Source organism: Phocaeicola vulgatus ATCC 8482 (genome assembly GCF_000012825.1).
GTDB classification, from domain to species: domain Bacteria; phylum Bacteroidota; class Bacteroidia; order Bacteroidales; family Bacteroidaceae; genus Phocaeicola; species Phocaeicola vulgatus.
Genome location: NC_009614.1, coordinates 529106 through 550824, shown reverse-complemented (window position 1 = coordinate 550824; position 21719 = coordinate 529106). Strand labels below are relative to the sequence as shown.

Sequence of the window (21719 nt, the reverse complement as noted above, 5' to 3'; positions counted from 1 at the left end):
CTAATGTGCCAATATGCTAATTTGCCAACTGGCTGCGCTGTGTTCCGCATGGCGCAGCCAGTTGGCAAATTAGCACATTATCAGGTCGGCAAATTACTTTTATAGTAGAGTGTGGAACAATTTTCTCGCACAAATGTTTTTTGTGCAGCTTCTTTTATCTGGCCGGCAGTGACCGAGCGATATTTGTTTACTTCATTGTTAATATCTTCCGCTTTGCCGGTCAGTTCAAAATAAGCCAGATTGGTAGCCACATTCAGGTAATTCAGGTTATTGAATATCTGTTCACTTTCATAGCGGTTCTTTACTTTTTCCAGCTCGTCTTCATCCACACTTTCTTCCGTCAATGCCTTCAGTTCCTGCCATACGGCAGCTTCGGCAGCTTCCAGCGTGACGCCTGGGGCGGGTTTGCCGGTGATATGGAACAATCCCTCGTCAATGCTGCCCGATATATAGGCGTCGATACTGTTGAATACCTGTTTCTCTTGTACCAGATGCTGCACCAGACGGCAGGAACGTCCGCTGCTCAGCAAGTCGCTTAGCATATCAAAAGCATAGTAGTCGGGATGGCGTCGTTCACAGATATGGAATGCCATAAAGAGCGCGTCTACAGGCACGTTCCGCTCTACTGTCAGTCGGCGTTCCTCCGTTTGCCGGGGTTCTGCCGGCAGTGAGCGGGGGGCTACGTTGCGGCGCGGGATAGGGCCGAACCACTTTTCAGCCAATGTCACTGTCTCTTCAAAAGTAATATGTCCCGTTACAGCCAGAATGGCGTTGTCCGGTGCATAATATTTAAAGAAAAAGGCTTTCACCTCTTCAAGGGTGGCATTGGCTATGTGGCTGATTTCTTTACCGATGGTAGGCCACTGGTACGGATGCACCTTATAAGCTAGGGCGCGTAGCAGATGTGAGGCGTCTCCGTATGGCTGGTTCAGGTTCCGCTGTTTGAACTCTTCGATTACCACTTGCCGTTGCACTTCCAGACTGCGCGGGTTAAAGTCGAGGGACAACATACGGTCACTCTCCAGCCAGAATCCGGTTTCCACATTCTGACGAGGGAGGGTGATGTAATAATTGGTTATGTCATTATTTGTCCATGCGTTGTTTTCGCCTCCGGCATTTTGTACCGGAGTGTCATAGTCGGGCACATGGATGGAGCCTCCGAACATCAGGTGCTCAAACAGATGGGCGAATCCGGTATGATCAGGATCTTCATCGCGTGCGCCCACATCGTACAATAGGTTCAGTGCCACCATCTGAGTCGTATTGTCCTCATTGTGTATCACACGCAGCCCGTTGGACAAGGTGTATCGGTTAATGTTAATCATCTGAGTCGCAAATTACTGAATACTTGCCTTGAGAATCCGGATATTCTCTATAGGGCGGTCTGCGCGGTTCGTTTTTGCTATTTCAATATTGTCCACTACTTCCATACCTTCGGTTACTTCACCGAATACGGTATAAGAACCGTCCAGGTGGGGAGCGCCGCCTATGGTGCTGTATGCTTTGATCTGTTCGGGGGTGAAGCGGAATTTCTCTTCTTTGTCCGCCAGCTCACGGGCTTGGGCTTCCAAGGTGTCCTGTAATTCCAGTAACCCGGCATTGTCTCCTGCCTTGCGCATCTTGTATATTTCCTTCATGTGCTGGCGTGCCAGACTGTCGAACAGAGCTTCTTCACGCTGTTCGTTTATTTTGTTCTCCATGCCCAGCAATTGCGGTTCGGTGAACTTGCGTCCGGTAACAATATAGAACTGGCAACCCGATGAAGCCTTTTCGGGGTTCACATCATCACCCTGGCGTGCTGCCGCCAATACTCCTTTCTTGTGGAAGAATTTCGGATTGAACTCAGCGGGAATGGTGTAACCCACATCACCGCTGCCCAGCATGGCAGTATCCGATGCGTTTTTGCTGTCCGGATCGCCAGCTTGGATCATGAATTGTTTGATAACCCGGTGGAACAATGTACTGTCATATACTCCTTCTTTTACCAGTTTGATAAAGTTATCACGATGTTTCGGCGTTTCATTATACAGGGCCACTGTGATATTTCCCATGGTGGTTTCCAGTTTTACCAAGGTACGCTTTTCATTTTCCATATGATGATTTGTTTGTCTTTTCGAGCCGGCGTTGCATGCAGTCAATGCAATGAAGGCCAGGCATATTAGTAAAATTTTGTTTGAAGTCATGAGCTATTTTTTATTTATCGGACAAAGATAGGAAATAAAATTGAGAGTAAGAGCGGAAAAGCGAAGAAAGGAAGGATAAAAAAAGGGAGAGAGCGGAGGAATACTTCAGACGCAGACGCGGCAGAACCAGGTCTTTTTTCCTCACAAACGTGCGTGTTCTTATAATTTGTAGAGAAGAAAAGTAAATGAGGCAGAGTGAGGGGAAGAGAAGCACCGGAAAGAGAAAAGACGAAAGAAAATAGATAAAAAGACCGGCGGCAAAACCGGAAGATGATAAAACTTGAAAAAAGAAAATTAAAAAAGTTTCTGAATAACATGGTTTGCATAAGTCTTGAAATTCGCATTGAATAGTAGTATGGCATCCATCGTTTCAGAGGGAAGTCTTTGATGAAGGATGCCGGATTTATATCATATTTGTAATATGCGCGCACGTGTGTGAGAAAAAGGAACTGCGTCTACGTTGGAAGTAGCTTCCGTCTTCTTGGAAATCTGTCGGCTTGTCCGTATTGTTCATATTATGGGAACAGACGGGAGAGCTGAAAGATTTAAATTTTGCGGGGGTAAGATTATAGATCTTTCCTAGTGGCAACAGGTAGTCCGTAAGTTCTTTTTTAATAAATTATGGGAAACAAAAGATAAAAGCTGCGTTCTTTCAACCATTATGCCGATAAAATTGTTTAAATTTGCAGGAATACTTGTACAGACACTCGATGAAGAAAAAATATGTTCGTTGGACATTGTGGACGATAGCATCTCCGTTCATTCTGTTCATCATTTTATGTATATTGATTTATTTGCCACCTATTCAGAATTTTCTGGTGGACAAAGCTGCTGTATATGCCTCGGAAGCTACTGGTATGAATATCTCCGTGGGACGTATCTCTTTGTCTTTTCCGTTGAATCTGGTGGTGACCAATGTAGATGCTGCTTCCCCGCATAATGATACGTTGCTCAGTGTACGCCGCCTGCAAGTGAATGTGCAGTTGCTGCCACTGCTGAAAAAGCAGGTGGAAGTGGATGGCATATCCCTGCAAGGAGCCACAGTGAATTCTAATGACTTGATACATGGCATGAAGTTGAACGGTACTTTGGGGGAATTGTTCATTTCCAGTCATGGAGTGGCACTGGACCCCGAAACTGCCATCGTTAACAAAGTCTTGTTGAAAGATACGGATTTATCTCTTTGCCTGAATGACACCGCTGCGGCCGATACGGCTGCAAGCGACACCGCCTATTGGAAAATAATATTGCAGGATATTGATTTACAGAATGTATCCTTTGCGCTGGATATGCCTTTGGACAGCTTGTCATTGGCGGCTTCGCTGGATAATGCCATACTGCGCGATGGGCTGATAGACTTGCATAAATCGGCCTATTCGCTGCAAACGTTTCGGATAGAGAACGGACGTGTGCGTTACGATAACGGGAAGCCGCTGGCTGCCGACAGCCTGTCCTCCGGACTGGACCCCTCCCATATTGCACTGACGGATATCGGTGTGAAACTGGATTCCCTATACTACGGAGGTAGGAATATGAAAGCCATAATCAGCCAGTTTGTGCTGAAAGAGCGTTCGGGAGTGGAAATCGTTTCTGCCACAGGGCGGATGGTTTCCAATGACAAGGTGCTGCGTGTGCCTTCATTGAAACTGGAAACCCGGGATTCTTATCTGGAACTGAACGCTGCGATGGATTGGAATGCCTTGGATTTTAAGGATGAAGGCTTGGTGTCCGCACGGCTGATGGCTGATATAGGAAAGCCGGATGTGGTGAGATTCATGGGAAGTATGGATGAAAAGTTTATCCGGCAGTATCCTTCCGAACCCTTGCGCATCCGTACAGGGATCGACGGTGATTTGAACAAGCTGAAACTGACTACGCTGACTGCCGAGCTGCCCGGTGCATTGGGATTGTTCGCCCGGGGGGAGCTAACCCATCTGACAGACAGTCTGCTGCGCGGGGGGGATATCACTTTGGAAGCTGAAACCAAGGATTTGAAGTTTGTTTCCACGTTGGCTGAAGGAATAGAAATTCCATACGGAACGCGCTTGGAAGGCAAATTTACGATGGCGGGCACTAAAATGGGCACGGACCTGCTGCTGATGCAGCCCGAAGCCCAGGCGGTGGTTGCGGCCGATACTATTCCTATAACGGTTTATAATGACAGCATCTCCGTAGCGGATGATTTCAAGATGGAACGGGCAGCCCGTCTGTTTGCCAAATACGACTTGTCGCGTGACAGGTATGAGGCAGACTTGGCTGTCAATCATTTTGACCTGCACCAGTTTATGCCTGCCGATTCTTTGTACACCTTGTCCACCCGTCTGAAAGTGGAGGGGGAAGGTTTTGACTTTTTTTCTCCCCGTACTTATTTCAATGCGGAGGGCGGCATAGACCGTTTCCATTATGGCAGTTATCATCTGACAGGAATTTCATTGGCTGCCGGACTGGAGAAATCGAAGGTGCATGCTTCACTGGCAGTGAAAAACTGGACCATGGATATCAAGGCGCATTTGGATGGTATCTTGAAACCTCATGATGTTTCGGGCGACTTGAAAATGGATGTGGCTCATTTGGATTGGCAGGCGCTTCATCTGATGGATACCCGTTTTCAGACCTCCCAGCACCTGGGGGTCCGTTTCAGCAGTGACCTCAGAAAAAGGTATGTCGTAGAGGCCGAGATGACGAATGCCACGATTGTCACTGCCAAACGCACTTCCCATTCCAAGGACCTGTTTGCTGGATTCAGCACTTCCAGAGATTCCACTTTTGCTTATCTGCGTGCGGGGGATCTTGATTTGAGTCTGGAAGGAGCAGGGCACATGGAATACATTTCCGGCAGGGCGGATTTGCTGATGAAGAAACTGGCGGAACAATGGGAAAGCAAACATATTGAACAGGAGGAGCTTCGGGAATTTCTTCCGGGACTATGTCTGAAAATATCTTCCGGTCCCGATAATCCGATAGCCAATTATCTGTCAATGATGGGGTTGTCATACAGTCGTCTGTTTATGGATGTGGATTCATCTCCGGCAGAGGGATTGAACGGGGAGGCTTATTTATATGGATTGCGTACAGACAGCCTGACTTTGGATACCATCTATTTGGATGTACAGCAGGACCTGAATGGCATAAATATGTTGAGCGGAGTGGTGAACGGACCCAAACCGGGACAGGAGGCGTTTGATGTGACGCTGGAGGGAAATGTGGGAAACAACAGTGCCCAGTTGTTGGTTCAATACCTGAATGCCCGTAAAGAACAGGGAGTATATATGGGCGTGATGGCCGACCTGCGCCGCCACGGCATACGCATGAAGGTTTTTCCAGAGCATCCCACGTTGGTATACCGTCCTTTTACCGTGAATAAAAATAACTATATTTATCTGGCTGACAACGGGCGGATTCATGCAAATCTGGATTTGCATGACGAGCAGGGGACCGGACTCAGTTTCTATACCAATCGGGAAGATACCATAGCCAAACAGGATATGACGGTGGAGCTTTCACGCATCAATCTGAAAGAATTCCGGCGTATCCTTCCCTATATGCCTGATATGGAAGGATGGATCGGAGCAGAAGCGCATTATATAGATTCCGGTCCGTATATGATGGTGAGCAGTGATTTGCGTATAGATGAATTCAAATATGAAGGCAGTGCGTTGGGAAATTGGGAACTGGGTGGTGTGTATCTGCCCGGTGAGGCAAAGGATCATCATCTGGATGCCTATATACGCCATGATGGTGAGGAGATAGCTCATTTGGGAGGTATCTATCTGCCCGCGGAGGAAGGAACGGGAAGCCTGAGCGCGGATATAGCCTTCGAACATTTTCCGCTGAATGTCGCCAATCCGTTTGTGCCCGACCGCATGGTGGAACTGGACGGGGATATTGATGGAACATTGTCCATGAAAGGTGATCCGGCCAAACCCTTGCTGAATGGGGAACTGGCATTGGATTCCGTGACTTTCTTCATGCCGGAGATGTCTGCCATGTTCCGTTTTGATAATGAACCGGTGCAGGTGGTGAACAGTAAGATGATGTTCAAGGAGTTCGATATATTCACCAAAGGCAAGACTCCTTTTACCATTAACGGCGAGGTGGATTTCTCGGATTTGGAACGGACGGCAGTGAACCTTAAAATGCATGCCGAGAATTATGAGTTGCTGAATGCTCCCCGTACCAAGCGGGCTATGGTTTACGGCAAGATGTATGTGGATTTTAACGCAACGCTGCGCGGTCCTGTGGAGGAACTGGTGATGCGGGGGAACATGAACATCTTGGGGAAGACCAATGTGACCTATGTCCTGAAAGACTCTCCCTTGACGGTGAACGACCGTTTGGGGGATATGGTGACTTTTGTCAATTTCAACGACACAACTTCGGTAGAGGAGTCCTCTGTCCAGCAAATCTCTTTGGGAGGGATGGATGTGGCCATGACCATGCATATAGACCAGGCGGTGCAGGCACGTGTGGATCTGGTGCCGGACGGCTCCAACTATATGTTGCTGGAAGGAGGCGGAGACTTGTCATTCCAGTACACTCCTCAGGGGGATATGTTGCTGACCGGGCGTTATTCCTTGATGAGCGGGGAGATGAAATACCAGATTCCGATTATTCCGCTGAAGACTTTTAATATTCAAAATGGCAGTTATGTGGAGTGGACGGGAAATATCATGAATCCGCAACTGAACATTACCGCGGCCGAAAGGGTCCGTGCTTCGGTGGGCGAGGATGGAAAGACTTCGCGTATCGTCGGGTTTGATGTAGGGATCGCTTTGAGCCAGAGTCTGGAGAATCTGGGGCTGGCGTTTACCCTTTCGGCTCCCGAGGATGCGTCTGTGCAAGACCAGCTGAATGCCATGTCGGTGGAGGAACGGGGAAAACTGGCTGTCACCATGCTGGTGACCGGAATGTATATGGCTGAAGGAAACTCTACGGGAGGATTTAATGTGAATAATGCCTTGAACTCATTCCTGCAGAGCGAAATCTCGAATATTGCCGGAAAAGCACTTGATATCAATGTGGGCATGGAAACGGTGGATGATGCCGATAGCGGCGGGAAACGCACGGATTATAATTTCCAGTTCGCCAAACGTTTCTGGAATAACCGCTTCCGTATAGTGGTAGGCGGTAAAGTGTCTACCGGAAGTACGGTACAGCAGGATGAAACCTTTATTGATAATGTATCCATAGAATACCGCTTGGACAACAGCGGTACCCGGTATGTCAAGCTCTTCCACGACAAGAACTATGAGAGTGTGCTGGAAGGTGAGATCATAGAGACCGGTGTGGGTATTGTGCTTCGCAAGAAGATGAGTCACCTGGGCGAACTGTTTATTTTCAAGTCTAAGAAGAAAAAATGATTGTTGGAGATATGGAGAGAAAACATAACATAAACCTGCTTCTATTATCGGTATTGTTGCTGATGACAGCTGCCTGCTCTACTACCAGGAATTTGCCGGAAGACGAAACGCTATATGTCGGTGTGAAAAATATGGAGATTCTGAATGAAGACAAGACCCCTGCCGGTGTCCAGACCTTGGAAGAGGTGGAGGCTGCTTTGTCTTATCCTCCCAATAATGCCATTTTGGGAAGCAACTCCTTGCGTTTTCCCATTCCTTTCGGTTTGTGGATATACAATGATTTTGTGAAATACCAGGATAAAAAGGGGGTGGGGCATTGGATCTTCAACAAGCTGGGGTCTACTCCGGTGTATTTGTCTACGGTGAATCCGGAAACCCGTGTGAAGGTGGCCACCAATCTGTTGCATGATTATGGCTTTTTCAATGGTGCTGTGACTTATTCTGTAGACTCGTTGAAGAATCCTCGGAAAGCCAAGTTAAGTTATAAGATTGATATGGCGAACCCTTATTATCTGGACTCTGTCATGTATCTGAAATATCCTCCTCGCGCCGATAGTCTGATCAGGGCTGCTTATGACCAGAGGGTATTGCATAAAGGAGATAATTTCAGTGTGTTGAAACTGGAGGAGGAGCGCCAGCGGCTGAGTACCCTTTTCCGTAACAATGGTTATTATTATTTCCGTCCCGAATTCATTACTTTCCGTGCGGATACCTTGCGCAAACCGGGAATGGTCAGTTTGCAGGTTGTCCCGAAAGCTGGAGTGCCTGCCGATGCGAAAAGACCTTATTATATAGGGAATACTTCTGTTTATCTTACCGGATATAAAGGAGAGGAACCTACTGATTCCATCGTCTTTCCGGGAATGACTTTACACTATAGCGGTAAGAAACCCGGTATCCGCCCCGGAGTATTGGCTAAGCGCTTCTTTTACCAGAAAGGGCAGCTTTATTCTCAGGCCCGTCAGAATTTCACGCAGGAAGCCTTGGCGCGTTTGGGCATTTTCAAATTTGCCGAGTTCCGCTATGCCCCGCAAGATACATTGCCGGGGTGTGATACGCTGAATGTGCGGATGAATGCTACATTCGATTTGCCGTATGACGGAGAACTGGAATTCAATGTGACTACCAAAAGTACGGATCAGACTGGTCCCGGAGCGATTTTCAGCCTCTCGCGGAAGAATTTCATGCGTACAGCCGCCACGCTTTCTTTCCAGTTGAAAGGGTCATACGAATGGCAGACCAATTCTACGGCGGACGGGAACAGTTCTAAATTGAACTCATACGAGTTGGGGACTTCTTTTTCATTGGAGTATCCTCGCCTGGTGTTGCCGTGGATGAGTAAAAAAATGATGAGCTCGCGATTTCCGCAGCATACCTCATTCAAGTTGTATGCCAGTCAGTTGAACCGTGCCCGCTTCTTTAAAATGCTTTCTTTCGGTGGAACGGTGTCATATGATTTCCAGCCTTCGCGGGTATGGAAACATACTGTGACTCCTTTCAGACTGGCATTTAATACGTTGCAGCATACTACTACACGTTTTGATACGATAGTGGACAAGAACCGGAGCTTGAAAATCAGTTTGGGAAATCAGTTTATTCCAGCTATGAGTTATACGTTTACGTATGATAACGCCCCGTTGAAGAAACGCAATAATTTATGGTGGGAAACTTCCTTTACTTCGGCAGGTAATCTGACTTCGTTGGTGTATGCTGCTTTTGGGAAGGGATTCAAGGAAACAGATAAGAAGTTATTAAACAGTCCTTATGCGCAATTCCTGAAAATGACATCCGAAGTGCGTTGTTTGTTTAAAGTCGGAGAGAAACAGCATATAGCCACTCGTTTGATGGGGGGAATTTTGTATGCATATGGGAACCAGACTGTAGCGCCTTACAGCGAGCAGTTCTATATTGGGGGAGCTAACAGTATCCGTGCGTTTACAGTGCGCTCTATCGGCCCCGGTTCTTATCGTCCCGAAGATAAACAGTATGGTTATCTGGATGAAACCGGAGATGTGAAGCTGGAAGCGAATGTGGAATACCGTTTCCCTATCCTGGGTGATTTGTACGGGGCAGCTTTTCTGGATGCGGGAAATGTGTGGCTACTGCGTGAACAAAAGAATGAGGAAGGTGAGAATATACGTCCCGGCGGTTTGCTTACTCTTCGTAATTTTGCTAAAAGTATAGCTTTGGGTACTGGGGTGGGATTGCGTTATGACCTTACTTTCCTGGTGATCCGCCTGGATCTGGGTATTGCTCTTCATGATCCGTATGATACCGGCAAGAAAGGATATTATAATATTCCTAAGTTTAAGGATGGACTGGGATTGCACTTTGCCATCGGCTATCCTTTCTAGAAATAGGGCTTGATTTGCGTCAAAAGGAGGGAAATGATTGATTTATGCTCGAATTTGAATGGAATGTAGCTTTTTTCCTCCGTATTATTTTGTAGCTTTGTACCATCAAATATTCAATTTTAAATAAATAAACTATGAAACCAACTTTATTTTTATTGGCGGCTGGTATGGGCAGCCGTTACGGAGGATTGAAGCAATTGGATGGTCTGGGTCCTAACGGCGAAACTATTATGGATTATTCTATTTATGACGCTATCAACGCCGGCTTTGGAAAACTGGTCTTTGTTATCCGTAAAGATTTTGAACAAGATTTTCGTGAAAAGATTATTTCTAAATATGAAGGTCATATTCCTTGCGAACTGGTATTCCAGGCTTTAGACAATCTGCCGGAGGGTTTTACTTGTCCTGCGGAGCGTACAAAACCTTGGGGAACTAACCATGCTGTCATGATGGGAGCTGATGTGATACAGGAACCGTTTGCGGTGATCAATTGCGATGACTTCTATGGCCGTGACTCGTTCCAGGTAATGGGCAAGTTCCTTTCTGCACTGCCCGAAGGTGCTAAAAACACGTATGCTATGGTGGGCTTCCGTGTAGGAAATACATTGAGCGAGAGTGGAACGGTATCCCGCGGCATCTGTGGAACCAATGCGGATCATTTGTTGACTTCCGTGGTAGAACGTACCAAAATTCAGCGCATAGACGGAGAAGTGAAGTATATTGACGACAATGGCGAATGGACAGCTACCCCTGACACAACTCCGGTGAGCATGAACTTCTGGGGCTTTACTCCTGATTACTTTGCTTACAGCAAGGAATTCTTTAAAGCATTCTTGAGCGATCCTAAAAATATGGAAAACTTGAAGAGCGAATTCTTTATTCCGCTGATGGTGGACAAGCTGATTAATGATGGTACTGCTACCGTTGAGGTATTGGATACTACCAGCAAATGGTTTGGAGTAACTTATCCTGAAGACCGTCAGAGTGTGGTTGACAAGATACAGGCATTGGTGGATGCCGGTGAATATCCTGCAAAATTATTTTAAGATGAGAGGTAGTGTAGTCACACTTATATAATTTACTTTCGGGGGCTGTCCGTTTTTTTCGGACAGCCCCCGTTGGATTACTATTTTTTATCTTCTGTTTTCATTATTGCATCTTGTATTCGCTGGGAGATAACCCGGTATGGTGCTTGAAGTATTTGCCAAAAAAGGAAGGGTTCGGGAAGTTCATAAAATAAGCTACTTCCTGAATAGACATGACGGAGTATTTCAACAGTGCTTTGGCTTCCAGTATCACATATTCGTCAATCCACTCTCCGGCAGTTTTTCCGCTTACTTTCTTTACTACGGTGGAGAAATGTTTGGGACTCAGGAATAATTGCTCCGCATAAAAATCTACGCGTCTTTCTTTACGGTGATGTTCGGTCAGCAAGTTGATGAACTGGTTGAACAATACCTCTTCCCTTTTCAGTGATTTCGGATTCTCGGAAAGGAATTCCGGTTGTTTTCTATGAAGGATGGAACCTATCTTATATAAATAGGCCCCCATTAGTCTGCGTACGATTTCTGTCCTGAAGTTATCGTTCCGGCTTACGGTTTCTTCTATCAGTTCATAGAATGATTTCAGTTCCTGTACCTCTTCTTCCATCAAATGAAATTTGGGATTCTCTTTCAATGAGATGAAAAATGGCATGAAACTGTTCAGGTTGATATACATCTCTTTTAAGAAATCAGATGATATTAAAAACATTTGTGACAAATGAATGCCCGGTGATAACATGGACTGTAGAATATCGCCGGGAGCGCAAATAATCAGATCGTTTTGCTCAATGTCGTATTCCCGTAAATTGATATTGACTTTGGCAGAGCCTTTTTCACGGATAGAGATAATGATTCCATCCAGCCGTAATGGGTATTTAAAGATGGGGTTCATATTCTCGGGGATGTAATGTTCGCTTCTATCCATTACGAAATCATTGTTAATCCCTTTTAGACTGGGATTCATCTGTCGGATACGGGCTATGGATATATTTCCTATTTCATGTTCCATATTTCTTAATTTTGCCTCAAATGTATAAATCAAAAGTCAATAATCCACTCTTTTTTTCTCATAATATTATTTTTTAATTGAAATTGACGGATGTGAATTCGGAGGCGTGTGATGGCAGGAATTCTTAATTCTATTTAAAAGGGGGATGCTGGCAAACTATTTGTACATAATAACGTGTATATTTAACAACAGAATTATAAAGAACAAAACTATGTCAATGTATTGGATCTTATTTATTGGAATCGCGGTAATCAGCTATATTGTACAGAATAGTCTGCAAAGCAAGTTTAAGAAATACTCGAAGATGCCTTTGGCCAGCGGTATGACAGGAAAGGATGTGGCTGAAAAAATGTTGCATGATAACGGTATCTATGACGTGCGTGTAACCAGCACTCCGGGTATGCTGACCGATCATTATAATCCGGCAAACAAAACGGTGAACCTTAGTGAAGGGGTATATGGAAGCAACAGTGTGGCTGCTGCGGCAGTTGCCGCCCATGAATGCGGACACGCCGTGCAACATGCGCGTGCATACGCTCCGCTAAAGATGCGCTCGGCTTTGGTGCCTGTGGTGCAGTTCTCATCTTCTATTATGACTTGGGTGTTACTGGCAGGTATTTTGATGGTGAATACTTTCCCGCAGTTATTGTTGGCAGGAATTTGTCTTTTTGCCATGACCACTCTTTTCAGCTTTATTACGTTGCCTGTTGAGATCAATGCCAGCCAGCGTGCGTTGGTATGGTTGAGCAAGGCCGGAATTACAAATTCATATAACCATCATGCGGCAGAGGATGCGCTGCGTTCAGCTGCTTATACGTATGTGGTTGCGGCACTTAGTTCGTTGGCTACACTGATTTACTATATAATGATTTATATGGGACGTCGTGACTAAGACCTTATAAGGGAAATATATTTTTATTATAGAAGGCTGCCTGCGGGCAGCCTTTTCTAGTTATATTTTGATTAGTTTCGAAATAATTTTTGTTTTAATCTCTTTTTCTTTTCGTTTTAATTTGTATTTTTGCCCTGTCAGCAAAATGAGATAATACCTATGAAAAAACAATTACTGGTCTTTTTAACAATTTGTTGTTTCCCGTTTATGCTAAATGCACAAATGCCGGAACGTACTCCCGAGAATATTGCAAAATACAAAGAATTGTGCCGTGCCCATATTTATAAAGATATGAGTAAGCATTCGGCCTCGTGCGTGTTTTTTTCCCCTCTTTTCCTTCCTACCTTTGTGGCTTCATTATAATCTTAATCCATTATGTGTTCAGTATTAGAATTTTCTAGCGAAAGTGATAAACTACGTACTCTCTTTTCCGAGTCTAACCATTTTGATTCTGTTCTTTTCATATTTGATGGCGGCCGTCGTTATAAAGTTTCGTCTTCCAGCCTTGGTATCCATTCCCCTCAGGACCTACTTCTCCCTTTAGGTCTTGGCCTTTTCCGCAGCAGTCCTTTTTGGTCTTATTACCTTTATCCCCAAGGTTGTAATTTCCATAAAGGTATTGACGGTCTTTGTGGCGAGGTCATCCGACACACGGGTTCCTGCGTGTCAGAGCAGAGCTGTCATATTTTTCCCGACCGCTCCCGTAGCAGGTTGCATATCCTTTATCGGTGCGACGACGAATACCGTCTGGAATGCCGTCGTCTGAATCGCGGTTCTTTCCTCTTGAAAAAGGAGGAACGGAAGAAGGATTTTCTTCAAATTTCCTGGAATCGCCTGAATGAGCTGCTTACTGTTAAAAAGTATCGGAAAACAGTTGAAAAGTAATTCCCCATTCTATAAGCCGTGCAGTTTTATTTTGATAACTTTGCCACATAATAAAAAGTGGATGTACAGTGAAAGAACCGGTTATTACCCTTACTTTGGAAGAGTACGAAGAGTTGCGCAAGGAACATGAATGCCTTGAAAAGGAGCATGCGGAACTTCAGAGAAAATACGAAGCCTCTTTGCAGGAGTATTCCCGCCAGGTCGAAGAAATCTCGGCCTGTACAGCCGTCATTGCCGATCTGAGATGGAAATTGGCTGACTTGACACGCCGTTTATGGGGTAAATCCAGTGAAAAACGTCATCTTCCCGAAGATGCCGGCCAGCTGAGCATCTGTTTCGAGTCTCCGTCCGATGTCAATGACCCGGTAGCGGAAGAACAGAAAACCGCTGGGAAATCCGTCACATCGGAGAATGGCTACAATCGTTTCCGTAAAAGCTTCACGAAAAAGATCACTCCCCACGCCCGTAAGCCCATCGACCCGTCCCTTCCCCGTGAGGAGATTATCATTCCCATGCCGGAAGGCCTTTCGTTGGAGGGAGCGACGAAGCTGGGAGAGGAAGTGAGCGAACAGTATGCTGTCAGTCCCGCCCGATTCTATGTGAAACGCATCATCCGTCCTAAATACCGGCTCGCCGACGGTCGTATCATAACCGCTCCCATGCCCGTAATGGCACATCCCCACAGCAATGCCTCGGAAAGTGTACTGGCCCACATTGCTACCGCCAAATATTACGACCACCTGCCTCTGCACAGACAGCTGGATATCTTTGAGCGTGAAGGAATCCATCTGAGTCCTTCCACCGTAAGTAACTGGATGATGGCTGCCGCACAGCGTCTGGAACCAATCTATAATGAACTTCGTGAACTGGTCAAGGACAGCTATTACGTCATGGCCGATGAGACACCCCATCCCGTACTTGAAAGCGACCGGCCCGGTGCTCTTCACCGCGGGTATATGTGGAACTTCTATCTGCCCCGGTTCCATACCCCCTTCTTTGAATATCACAAGGGCCGTGGCAGCAGCGGAATAGACACACTGCTGGCAGGACAGGTCCGGGTGGTACAGAGTGACGGCTTTGCAGTATATGACAAGTTCGACACGCTACCCGGAAAGTTGCATCTGTGCTGCTGGGCGCACGTCAGGCGCAACTTTGTGGAAGCGGAAGGAAATGACCCTCCCAGAGCAAGGCATGCACTTGGAAAAATAGGCGGACTGTATGCCGTGGAGGAGAAAATCAGAATGGAACATCTGGAAGGGGAGGCGGTGGTAAAGCTTCGCCGGGAAAAATCGTACCCTATTATCAAAGAACTGGAAAAATGGTGCAAGGAGGAATATGGACATACGGTCGATAAATCGCCTATTGCCAAGGCCATGTTCTATATGTACACACGCTTTGAACAACTGTCCGGATATGTCAATGACGCACAGTTCTGCATTGACAATAATCCGGTGGAGCGTTCTATAAGGCCGTTGACTTTAAACAGAAAAAATACGCTCTTCTCCGGATCACATGAGGCAGCACATGCAGCGGCAATTTTCTTTTCACTGATGGGATGCTGTAGGGAAAATAAGGTGAACCCAAAACTATGGATGCAGGACGTGCTGATTAGGGTACAGGAGAAAGAAAGAGAAGAGAAAAACGATTACACCGATTTACTGCCATTTAATTGGAAAGGATAAACAGGAAAGCTATAATAAAGTCAAAAGCCAGACATGCTTCGTCTGGCTTTTGACTTTATTATAACTTGGAGAGAAACACGCACGAGGCCGAATGCTTACAGATATGAAAGGCATGTATCGTGAAGCCGGAGGAGCTTTAGTCTTTCCGTTCCTTGCTCCGGGAAGTAATCAATACTTAGATATGCTATGGGATTGGGATTCTTGGTTGAGCAACATCGCTCTGCGCCAAATCTTATTAGAGAACGGCACGGAAAAGGATAAGCAGGAGGCCCTGAAGTATGAACAGGGATGCATCCTCAATTCCTTGCACTATGGAGGTATGGACGGTTGGATTCCTATCTGGATAGAACGGAATGCCCCTAGCCGCGAAGAGATGTTGAAAACACGGAATCCTTGGAAAAGCAATATGCACAAACCTACATTGGCGCAACATGCCGCCTTTATTGTCCGCAATATGAACGGGGATGCGGAGTGGTTGCGCGATGATTTTTATACGTTGCAGTCATTTGTCTGTAAATATTTGAATTTTCATCGTCACAAGGCAACTGGGTTATTCTATTGGGAAACTGATGAGGCTATCGGAGTTGATAATGATCCCAGTACTTTTTATCGTCCTCAGGGCAGTTCGGGATCCATCTTCTTGAACGCGTTGATGTATCGCGAATTACAGGCTATGGCATACTTGGCCGGCTGTCTGAATTTGGATGATATAGCAGTTTCCTTTGAGAAAGAAGCGGCAGTATTGAAAGGAAAGGTACAAGAACATTGTTGGGACCCGCGTGACCGTTTTTATTATAGTGTGGATTTGAATCTGCTTCCGGTGGAGAAACCGGATATAAAGGGGCTGTACCCGGGACAATTGTTTCTGCACGTAGGGCAGCCGCGTGATTATGATTGTTTGATTCAGCGTCTTAGTGTGTGGAGCGGATTTATGGCGATGTGGGCTGAAATTGCCACTCCGGAGCAAGCAAAGGAAATAGTGCGGATTCATTTTCATGATACTTGCTCCTTTAACGCTCCGGCGGGAATCCGTACTTTGTCTCCTTTGGAAAAAATGTATAATGTACGTGCCAGTGGGAATCCGTCTTCCTGGCAAGGTCCGGTTTGGATTAATGTGAATTATCTGGTCTTTCGTGGATTGGTGAAATATGGATTTACGGAAGAGGCCCGGGAATTGGCGGAAAAGACCATTTTGCTTTTGGGACGTGACTATGAACGTTTCGGGGCATTACATGAATATTATCTGCCTGATAATGGTGAGCCGGTATTGAATAAAGGTTTTCAGAACTGGAATTTACTGGTGTTGAATATGGCTGCATGGTTGGATGGGAAACCATTCGTTACTGAATTCTAGGTATGAAGCTGCCTTTTGACATAGAGCGGGAATTAATTCGGAAACTTATAAATGGAGACAAGATTGCTTTCAGCCATCTTTTCTCTTTTTATAAGTCCCAGGTCCTTTATTATTGTGTCCATTTTGTCAAGGATAAAGAGATAGCTGAGGATATAACACAAGATATTTTTTTGACCGTTTGGGAAAAGAAGGAAGATATTCGGATTGAGCAGTCTTTTTCCGCTTTTCTTTATACTATAGCAAGAAATCGTATTTACGATATATTTCGTTCTCTGTCTGCCCGATCTGTGCTATACGAAAAACTGATGGAACAGGCCATTGATTATGTAGATGATGTAGAGAAGAGTCTGGAAGAAAAGAATATTAAGGAATTGATTGCACAGGCTTTGGAACAGTTGAGTCCGCGCCAACGGGAGATTTTCGAATTGAGCCGGAATAGAGGACTGTCTCATAAAGAAATAGCTGAACAACTTGGTTTGTCTGTTTATACTGTGCAAGATCATATAAAAAATGCGTTAGAGAAAATTCGTGCTTATCTGATCCCTTTCATTAGTGCCTGTCCAATACTTGTAAGCCTAATCATATTAAAATACGTTAAACCATAAGATTCCTATCCCCACCTTTTGCTTTTGATTCGTATCCTTTATAGAGAAACGAAAGAAATGCATAATGAAAGAAAAACAAAAGATACATTATTCGGTTTGGAAAAGATTTGTTGACGGTATTTATACCTGTAAGGATATTGAGGAACTGTTGGCAGACACAAAGACAGACCAGTCAAAAGACTTTGATGAAGCTTCTGCTTGTTTATGGAAAACTGGTGAAGAAGAGTCTTCATCCTCATGGGAGGAATGGATTTCCAATGAGCGTCAGGCACTTCAAATTATCAGCAATTACGAGGATAGGCGTCGGAATCACTCTATCTATTTAGTAAAAAAATGGGGGAGCATTGCTGCGGCTATATTGCTTTGCATCGTTTTGAGCGTAGTTTATTTTGCTAATCCGGCAGGCATGAAGGTTGCTCAATATGAAATACACGTACCTTATGGTAAAAGACAAAAAGTGGTGCTCCCTGACGGGACAAAAGTGATCTTGAATGCAGGCTCTTATATGAAATATCCGAGGCAGTTTGGAAAAGAAGGCCGTTACGTTCATTTCAAGGGAGAGGCTTATTTTGATGTAGCTAAAAATAAAGACTGTCCTTTCATTATTCAAAGTCAGGATTATAAAATACGTGTTTTGGGTACTACTTTTAATCTGAATAATTATGAAGATAGTGAGGAACTGCAACTGACTCTATGCACAGGAAAGGTGCTGATGAATTTCGGCGAAGAACAATTGAAACTGACCCCCGGCGAGCAATTGGTATTGGATAAAACCAATATGCATCTGGAGCGTGAGCATGTGAATACTCAAAATTATATGTTGTGGATGCAGAACAAGTTATACTTTAACCGTACTCCGATACAAGAAGTGACGAGGAGGTTGGAACGGGTGTATAATTGTACTATACGATTAGACTCAAGTTTTGTCTTTAACAATTTCCTTTCGGGTACGCATGATAATAGGAGTTTGGAGGCGGTTTTGGAGTCCATTCGCTTGGCTACGGGCATTAAATACAGGAAAGCAAACAATTCGTATATTCTATATAAATAATACCTTAATAATTAAATAATCAAGATCTATGAAACAACATGCGAAGAGGGCTTCGTGGGCCCGAGTATTGCTTGTACCGACCTTATTGCTAGGTTCGGCATCCATGGCTGCTTTCCCCGTGCATGCAGCACAAGTTGAATTGAATCAGATAGTTACATTGCAGATGCGTAAAGTGAAATTGGCTGATGTGTTCAAGAAACTGAGTAACCTTTCCGGTTATGAGTTTTTCTATGATGAGAGTGTTGTCCAAAAGTATAATACGATCGATATTGATTTGGACAATGTAAGTTTCGATCAGGCTTTAGAGCAAATCAGGAAACAAACTAGTCTGCAATTGAGCAAGGTGAATAACACCATTGTGGTGAGTCTTGCCAGACAAGTACTGGCATCTTCCGGTAAAGTACAGGCTTCCAGGCATAGAGTCACCGGTAGGGTAACCGATGCTAATAATGAACCGCTGATTGGGGTAAGTATAGTTATTCAAGGAAATAGCGGAGGAACTATAACGGATATTGACGGACGTTATACGTTGGAAGAAGTGGATGCCGATGCCACTTTGGTCTTCTCTTATATCGGTTATGTTTCACAGAAAATAGTTGTCGGAAATCAGCAGACATTGAATGTACAAATGAAAGAAGACAACCAGACTTTGGAAGAAGTCGTAGTAATAGGTTATGGTGTGCAAAAGAAAAGGGATATGACCGGTTCTATTGCTTCTATTAAAAGTAAGGATATCACAGCTATTCCTACTACCAATGCCTTGGAGTCATTACAAGGAAAAGTAGCCGGACTTGATCTTACAAACTCTTCGGGGCAAGCAGGAAGCACACCTAATTTTACGATCCGTGGAGAGCGTTCATTGACGGCTAGTAATGCTCCGTTGATTCTTGTGGATGGTATTGATTATGGTACCTCGCTAGATATAAATCCCACTGATATAGAATCTATTGAAGTGTTAAAAGATGCCTCTTCTACAGCTATTTATGGAACACGGGGTGCGAATGGTATTATTATGATTACGACTAAAAAGGGAAAAGAAGGAAAGTCAAAAGTATCCTTTAATGCTTTTGTTTCTTCTACCATGATAACTGATTATCCTGATATCATGGATGCTGAAGAATATGCCCAATACAAAAGAGAGGCCTATCGGGACAGAACAACAGGAAAATACGCAGAGGATGCTGCTGTATTTGCTCCTGAAGAACTGACTTATCTGGAAAAAGGATATGATACGAACTATCGTGACATGTTGATGCACAACGGATTTAACCAAAATTATGAGGTGTCTGTATCTGGGGGCAATACGAAAACCAAACATAATATATCTTTGGGTTACAGAAGCGAAGAGGGACTCTTTAAGGATGATAATTATAAACGGTATAATGCCCGTGTAGCACTGGACCATCAATTGTTTGACAATGTGCAGGTAGGGACAAACATTATCTATGCCTATGTAGATAAGAATAATCGTTATAGTCCGCTGAATATGGCTAATAAAATTGTTCCTATCTCGAAACCTTATGATGAGGAGGGGAATTTAGTGATGTATCCGTCTCCCGGTTATAATACTCAGATGAATCCGTTGATTGACGATCAGGAGGGTATGCGTGTGGATAATACCATTCAGGAGCGTTTCTTCGGCAGCTTGTACCTGAACTGGAATATCACCAAGGATATTTTATTCCGTACGACGCTGGGATTGAACTCAGTGAATGTGCGTAGAGGCTTTTTCTGTGATAAGAACTCGTTGCAGGGAAGTGGCAAGGATTCACAATCCTATAAGGAGCACACCATGACACGTAATCTGACATGGGAGAATGTGCTGACTTATTCAAAGGACTTCTCTGATATCCATAATTTGCAGGCAATGGTTGGAACCAGTACGATTCTCAACTCTAAAGAATATACCTATGCAGGTGGAAAGGGACAAGTATATGCTGATAACTGGTTCCATAATTTGTATTCCAATGAAAAAGAAATCACTATAAAGAGTTCACTGGTCGATCAAAATCTGGCTTCCTTCTTTGGGCGTGTTAATTATAAATTGATGGATCGCTATATGCTGACTGCTTCTTTGCGTGCCGATGGTTCTTCTGTTTTTGCACCAGGTAAGAAATGGGGATACTTTCCGTCTGTAGCACTGGCCTGGCGTATCAATGAAGAGAATTTCCTGAAAAATGTGGATGCTATTTCAAATTTAAAACTCCGATTGAGTTGGGGACAATCTGGCCAATGTGCTATTGATCCTTATCAAACCGTTGGTTTGCTGGGTAACTCCACTTATTCGTTCAATAATGAGGGAGCTTATGGATTCTATCCTAAAACGATGTCAAACAAGGAACTGACTTGGGAAACTACCACGCAGTATAACCTTGGTCTGGATTTCGGATTTTTTAATAATCGTATTTCAGGTAGTATTGATATTTACAAGGCAGAAACCCGGGATATTTTAATGAATCGTGTAATTCCATCTATTAACGGTTATGCTTCGGTTATGGAAAATATCGGTAAGACTGAAAGTACTGGTGTTGATTTGACACTGAGTACGGTTAATATTCAAAACAAGAACTTCTCCTGGTTCTCAGATTTCTCATTGTCACACAATAGGGAAAAAATAAAAGAACTTGCTTCGGGACAATTAAAGGATGAGGCGAATGCTTGGTTTGTAGGAGAACCTTTCAAAGTGTTTTATGATTATAAGAAAGAAGGCATCTGGCAATTGGGTGAAGAGGCTGCCGCTGCTGCCAATGGACAGGAACCGGGTGATATAAAGGTACAGGATGTGGATGGTAATGGTGTCATAACGACAGATGATCGTATCATTTACAGTCAGCGTCCGGATGTAACTTTTGGTTTCAATAATACTTTTAATTATAAGGGGTTTGATTTGTCTGTATTCTTGTATGCTCGTTTGGGTCAGTGGATTGCGTATGATTATAATACTACGTATCGTATCAATGCGTTGGAAAATGGTGGAAATGTAGATTACTGGACTCCCGAGAACCCTACCAATGCTTTTCCGTGTCCTAATAAAAGTAAGAGTTATACACAGGTTACTTACTATTCAACGTTGAAGTATGAAGATGGTTCTTTCTTTAAAATACGCGATATTACGTTGGGATATACTTTCAAACCGGAACTTTTGAAACATCTCAATCTATCCAAACTCCGTGTATATGCTACAGCAAAGAATTTCTTTACTTTCAGCAAGATTGATAATTATGATCCCGAACAGGGAGGAAGTATTTCTTTTCCTATGACAAAACAACTTGTATTTGGTCTGAATGTAGAATTTTAACTG

13 protein-coding genes and 1 pseudogene are annotated in these 21719 nt (G+C 44.4%); 11 read left to right on the top strand and 3 right to left on the bottom strand.

The genetic code is table 11. The features are described 5' to 3' along the window. Positions 1-80: 80 nt before the first annotated feature. Together BVU_RS01925 and BVU_RS01920 are read right to left on the bottom strand one after the other, a co-directional pair. A complete protein-coding gene (locus tag BVU_RS01925) occupies positions 81-1325 on the bottom strand; it encodes a M16 family metallopeptidase (protein WP_008667661.1) in 1245 nt (414 codons plus the stop codon). A 12-nt stretch (positions 1326-1337) separates the two neighbouring features. Continuing rightward, positions 1338-2183 carry a peptidylprolyl isomerase gene (locus tag BVU_RS01920; RefSeq protein ID WP_005840090.1) on the bottom strand — a complete coding sequence of 282 codons (846 nt, stop codon included), beginning with the start codon at positions 2181-2183 and terminating at the stop codon, positions 1338-1340. 710 nt (positions 2184-2893) lie between these two features. Between BVU_RS01920 and BVU_RS01915 the strand changes: the two genes are divergently transcribed. The 3 genes from BVU_RS01915 to BVU_RS01905 all read left to right on the top strand — a co-directional run bounded on the left by BVU_RS01915 (position 2894) and on the right by BVU_RS01905 (position 10943). Next, complete coding sequence (locus tag BVU_RS01915) at positions 2894-7543, top strand: translocation/assembly module TamB domain-containing protein (protein ID WP_011964730.1); 4650 nt, start codon at positions 2894-2896, stop codon at positions 7541-7543. Beyond that, positions 7540-9897, top strand: a complete 2358-nt coding sequence (locus BVU_RS01910) for a BamA/TamA family outer membrane protein (protein WP_008667658.1) — start codon at positions 7540-7542, stop codon at positions 9895-9897. Before BVU_RS01915 ends, BVU_RS01910 begins: the two co-directional genes overlap by 4 nt. Positions 9898-10031: 134 nt before the next feature. Continuing rightward, positions 10032-10943 (top strand): nucleotidyltransferase, encoded by a 912-nt coding sequence (locus tag BVU_RS01905; RefSeq protein ID WP_005842371.1) that lies wholly within the window; start codon positions 10032-10034, stop codon positions 10941-10943. Positions 10944-11046: 103 nt separating this feature from the next. Here BVU_RS01905 and BVU_RS01900 read toward each other — a convergent pair whose 3' ends face one another. Then, entirely contained in the window at positions 11047-11949 is a 903-nt protein-coding gene (locus BVU_RS01900) for an AraC family transcriptional regulator (protein ID WP_005842369.1), read from the bottom strand. Positions 11950-12160: 211 nt separating this feature from the next. On the opposite strand from BVU_RS01900, the gene BVU_RS01895 reads away from it, so the two are divergent. The 8 genes and pseudogenes from BVU_RS01895 to BVU_RS01865 all read left to right on the top strand — a co-directional run bounded on the left by BVU_RS01895 (position 12161) and on the right by BVU_RS01865 (position 21716). Then, entirely contained in the window at positions 12161-12841 is a 681-nt protein-coding gene (locus BVU_RS01895) for a zinc metallopeptidase (RefSeq protein ID WP_005842367.1), read from the top strand. A gap of 159 nt (positions 12842-13000) precedes the next feature. Then, positions 13001-13204: a hypothetical protein gene (locus BVU_RS22115; RefSeq protein ID WP_105093527.1), complete on the top strand. Its 204-nt coding sequence runs from the start codon at positions 13001-13003 to the stop codon at positions 13202-13204. A gap of 12 nt (positions 13205-13216) precedes the next feature. Then, positions 13217-13726, top strand: coding sequence for an IS66 family insertion sequence element accessory protein TnpB (gene tnpB, locus BVU_RS01890; protein ID WP_008671451.1), 510 nt, complete (start codon positions 13217-13219; stop codon positions 13724-13726). A gap of 68 nt (positions 13727-13794) precedes the next feature. Beyond that, on the top strand, positions 13795-15408 hold the full coding sequence (locus BVU_RS01885; RefSeq protein ID WP_011964728.1) for an IS66-like element ISBvu4 family transposase: 1614 nt from the start codon (positions 13795-13797) through the stop codon (positions 15406-15408). 97 nt (positions 15409-15505) lie between these two features. Then, positions 15506-16762, top strand: a pseudogene (locus BVU_RS01880) (MGH1-like glycoside hydrolase domain-containing protein); the annotation flags it as partial. Between the two features lie 2 nt (positions 16763-16764). Next, positions 16765-17367 (top strand): RNA polymerase sigma factor, encoded by a 603-nt coding sequence (locus BVU_RS01875; RefSeq protein WP_008667655.1) that lies wholly within the window; start codon positions 16765-16767, stop codon positions 17365-17367. Between the two features lie 64 nt (positions 17368-17431). Further along, positions 17432-18418, top strand: coding sequence for a FecR family protein (locus BVU_RS01870; protein WP_011964726.1), 987 nt, complete (start codon positions 17432-17434; stop codon positions 18416-18418). Between the two features lie 28 nt (positions 18419-18446). Continuing rightward, on the top strand, positions 18447-21716 hold the full coding sequence (locus BVU_RS01865) for a TonB-dependent receptor (RefSeq protein ID WP_011964725.1): 3270 nt from the start codon (positions 18447-18449) through the stop codon (positions 21714-21716). The last annotated feature ends 3 nt before the right edge of the window (positions 21717-21719 follow it).

Bases quoted from the DNA above. Each gene is read 5' to 3' on its own strand.
- BVU_RS01865 (WP_011964725.1), top strand. From the start codon at position 18,447: ATGAAACAACATGCGAAGAGGGCTTCGTGGGCCCGAGTATTGCTTGTA.
- BVU_RS01910 (WP_008667658.1), top strand. From the start codon at position 7,540: ATGATTGTTGGAGATATGGAGAGAAAACATAACATAAACCTGCTTCTA.
- tnpB (WP_008671451.1), top strand. From the start codon at position 13,217: ATGTGTTCAGTATTAGAATTTTCTAGCGAAAGTGATAAACTACGTACT.
- BVU_RS01905 (WP_005842371.1), top strand. From the start codon at position 10,032: ATGAAACCAACTTTATTTTTATTGGCGGCTGGTATGGGCAGCCGTTAC.
- BVU_RS01875 (WP_008667655.1), top strand. From the start codon at position 16,765: ATGAAGCTGCCTTTTGACATAGAGCGGGAATTAATTCGGAAACTTATA.
- BVU_RS01900 (WP_005842369.1), bottom strand. From the start codon at position 11,949: ATGGAACATGAAATAGGAAATATATCCATAGCCCGTATCCGACAGATG.
- BVU_RS01870 (WP_011964726.1), top strand. From the start codon at position 17,432: ATGAAAGAAAAACAAAAGATACATTATTCGGTTTGGAAAAGATTTGTT.
- BVU_RS01895 (WP_005842367.1), top strand. From the start codon at position 12,161: ATGTCAATGTATTGGATCTTATTTATTGGAATCGCGGTAATCAGCTAT.
- BVU_RS01915 (WP_011964730.1), top strand. From the start codon at position 2,894: ATGAAGAAAAAATATGTTCGTTGGACATTGTGGACGATAGCATCTCCG.
- BVU_RS22115 (WP_105093527.1), top strand. From the start codon at position 13,001: ATGAAAAAACAATTACTGGTCTTTTTAACAATTTGTTGTTTCCCGTTT.
- BVU_RS01925 (WP_008667661.1), bottom strand. From the start codon at position 1,325: ATGATTAACATTAACCGATACACCTTGTCCAACGGGCTGCGTGTGATA.
- BVU_RS01920 (WP_005840090.1), bottom strand. From the start codon at position 2,183: ATGACTTCAAACAAAATTTTACTAATATGCCTGGCCTTCATTGCATTG.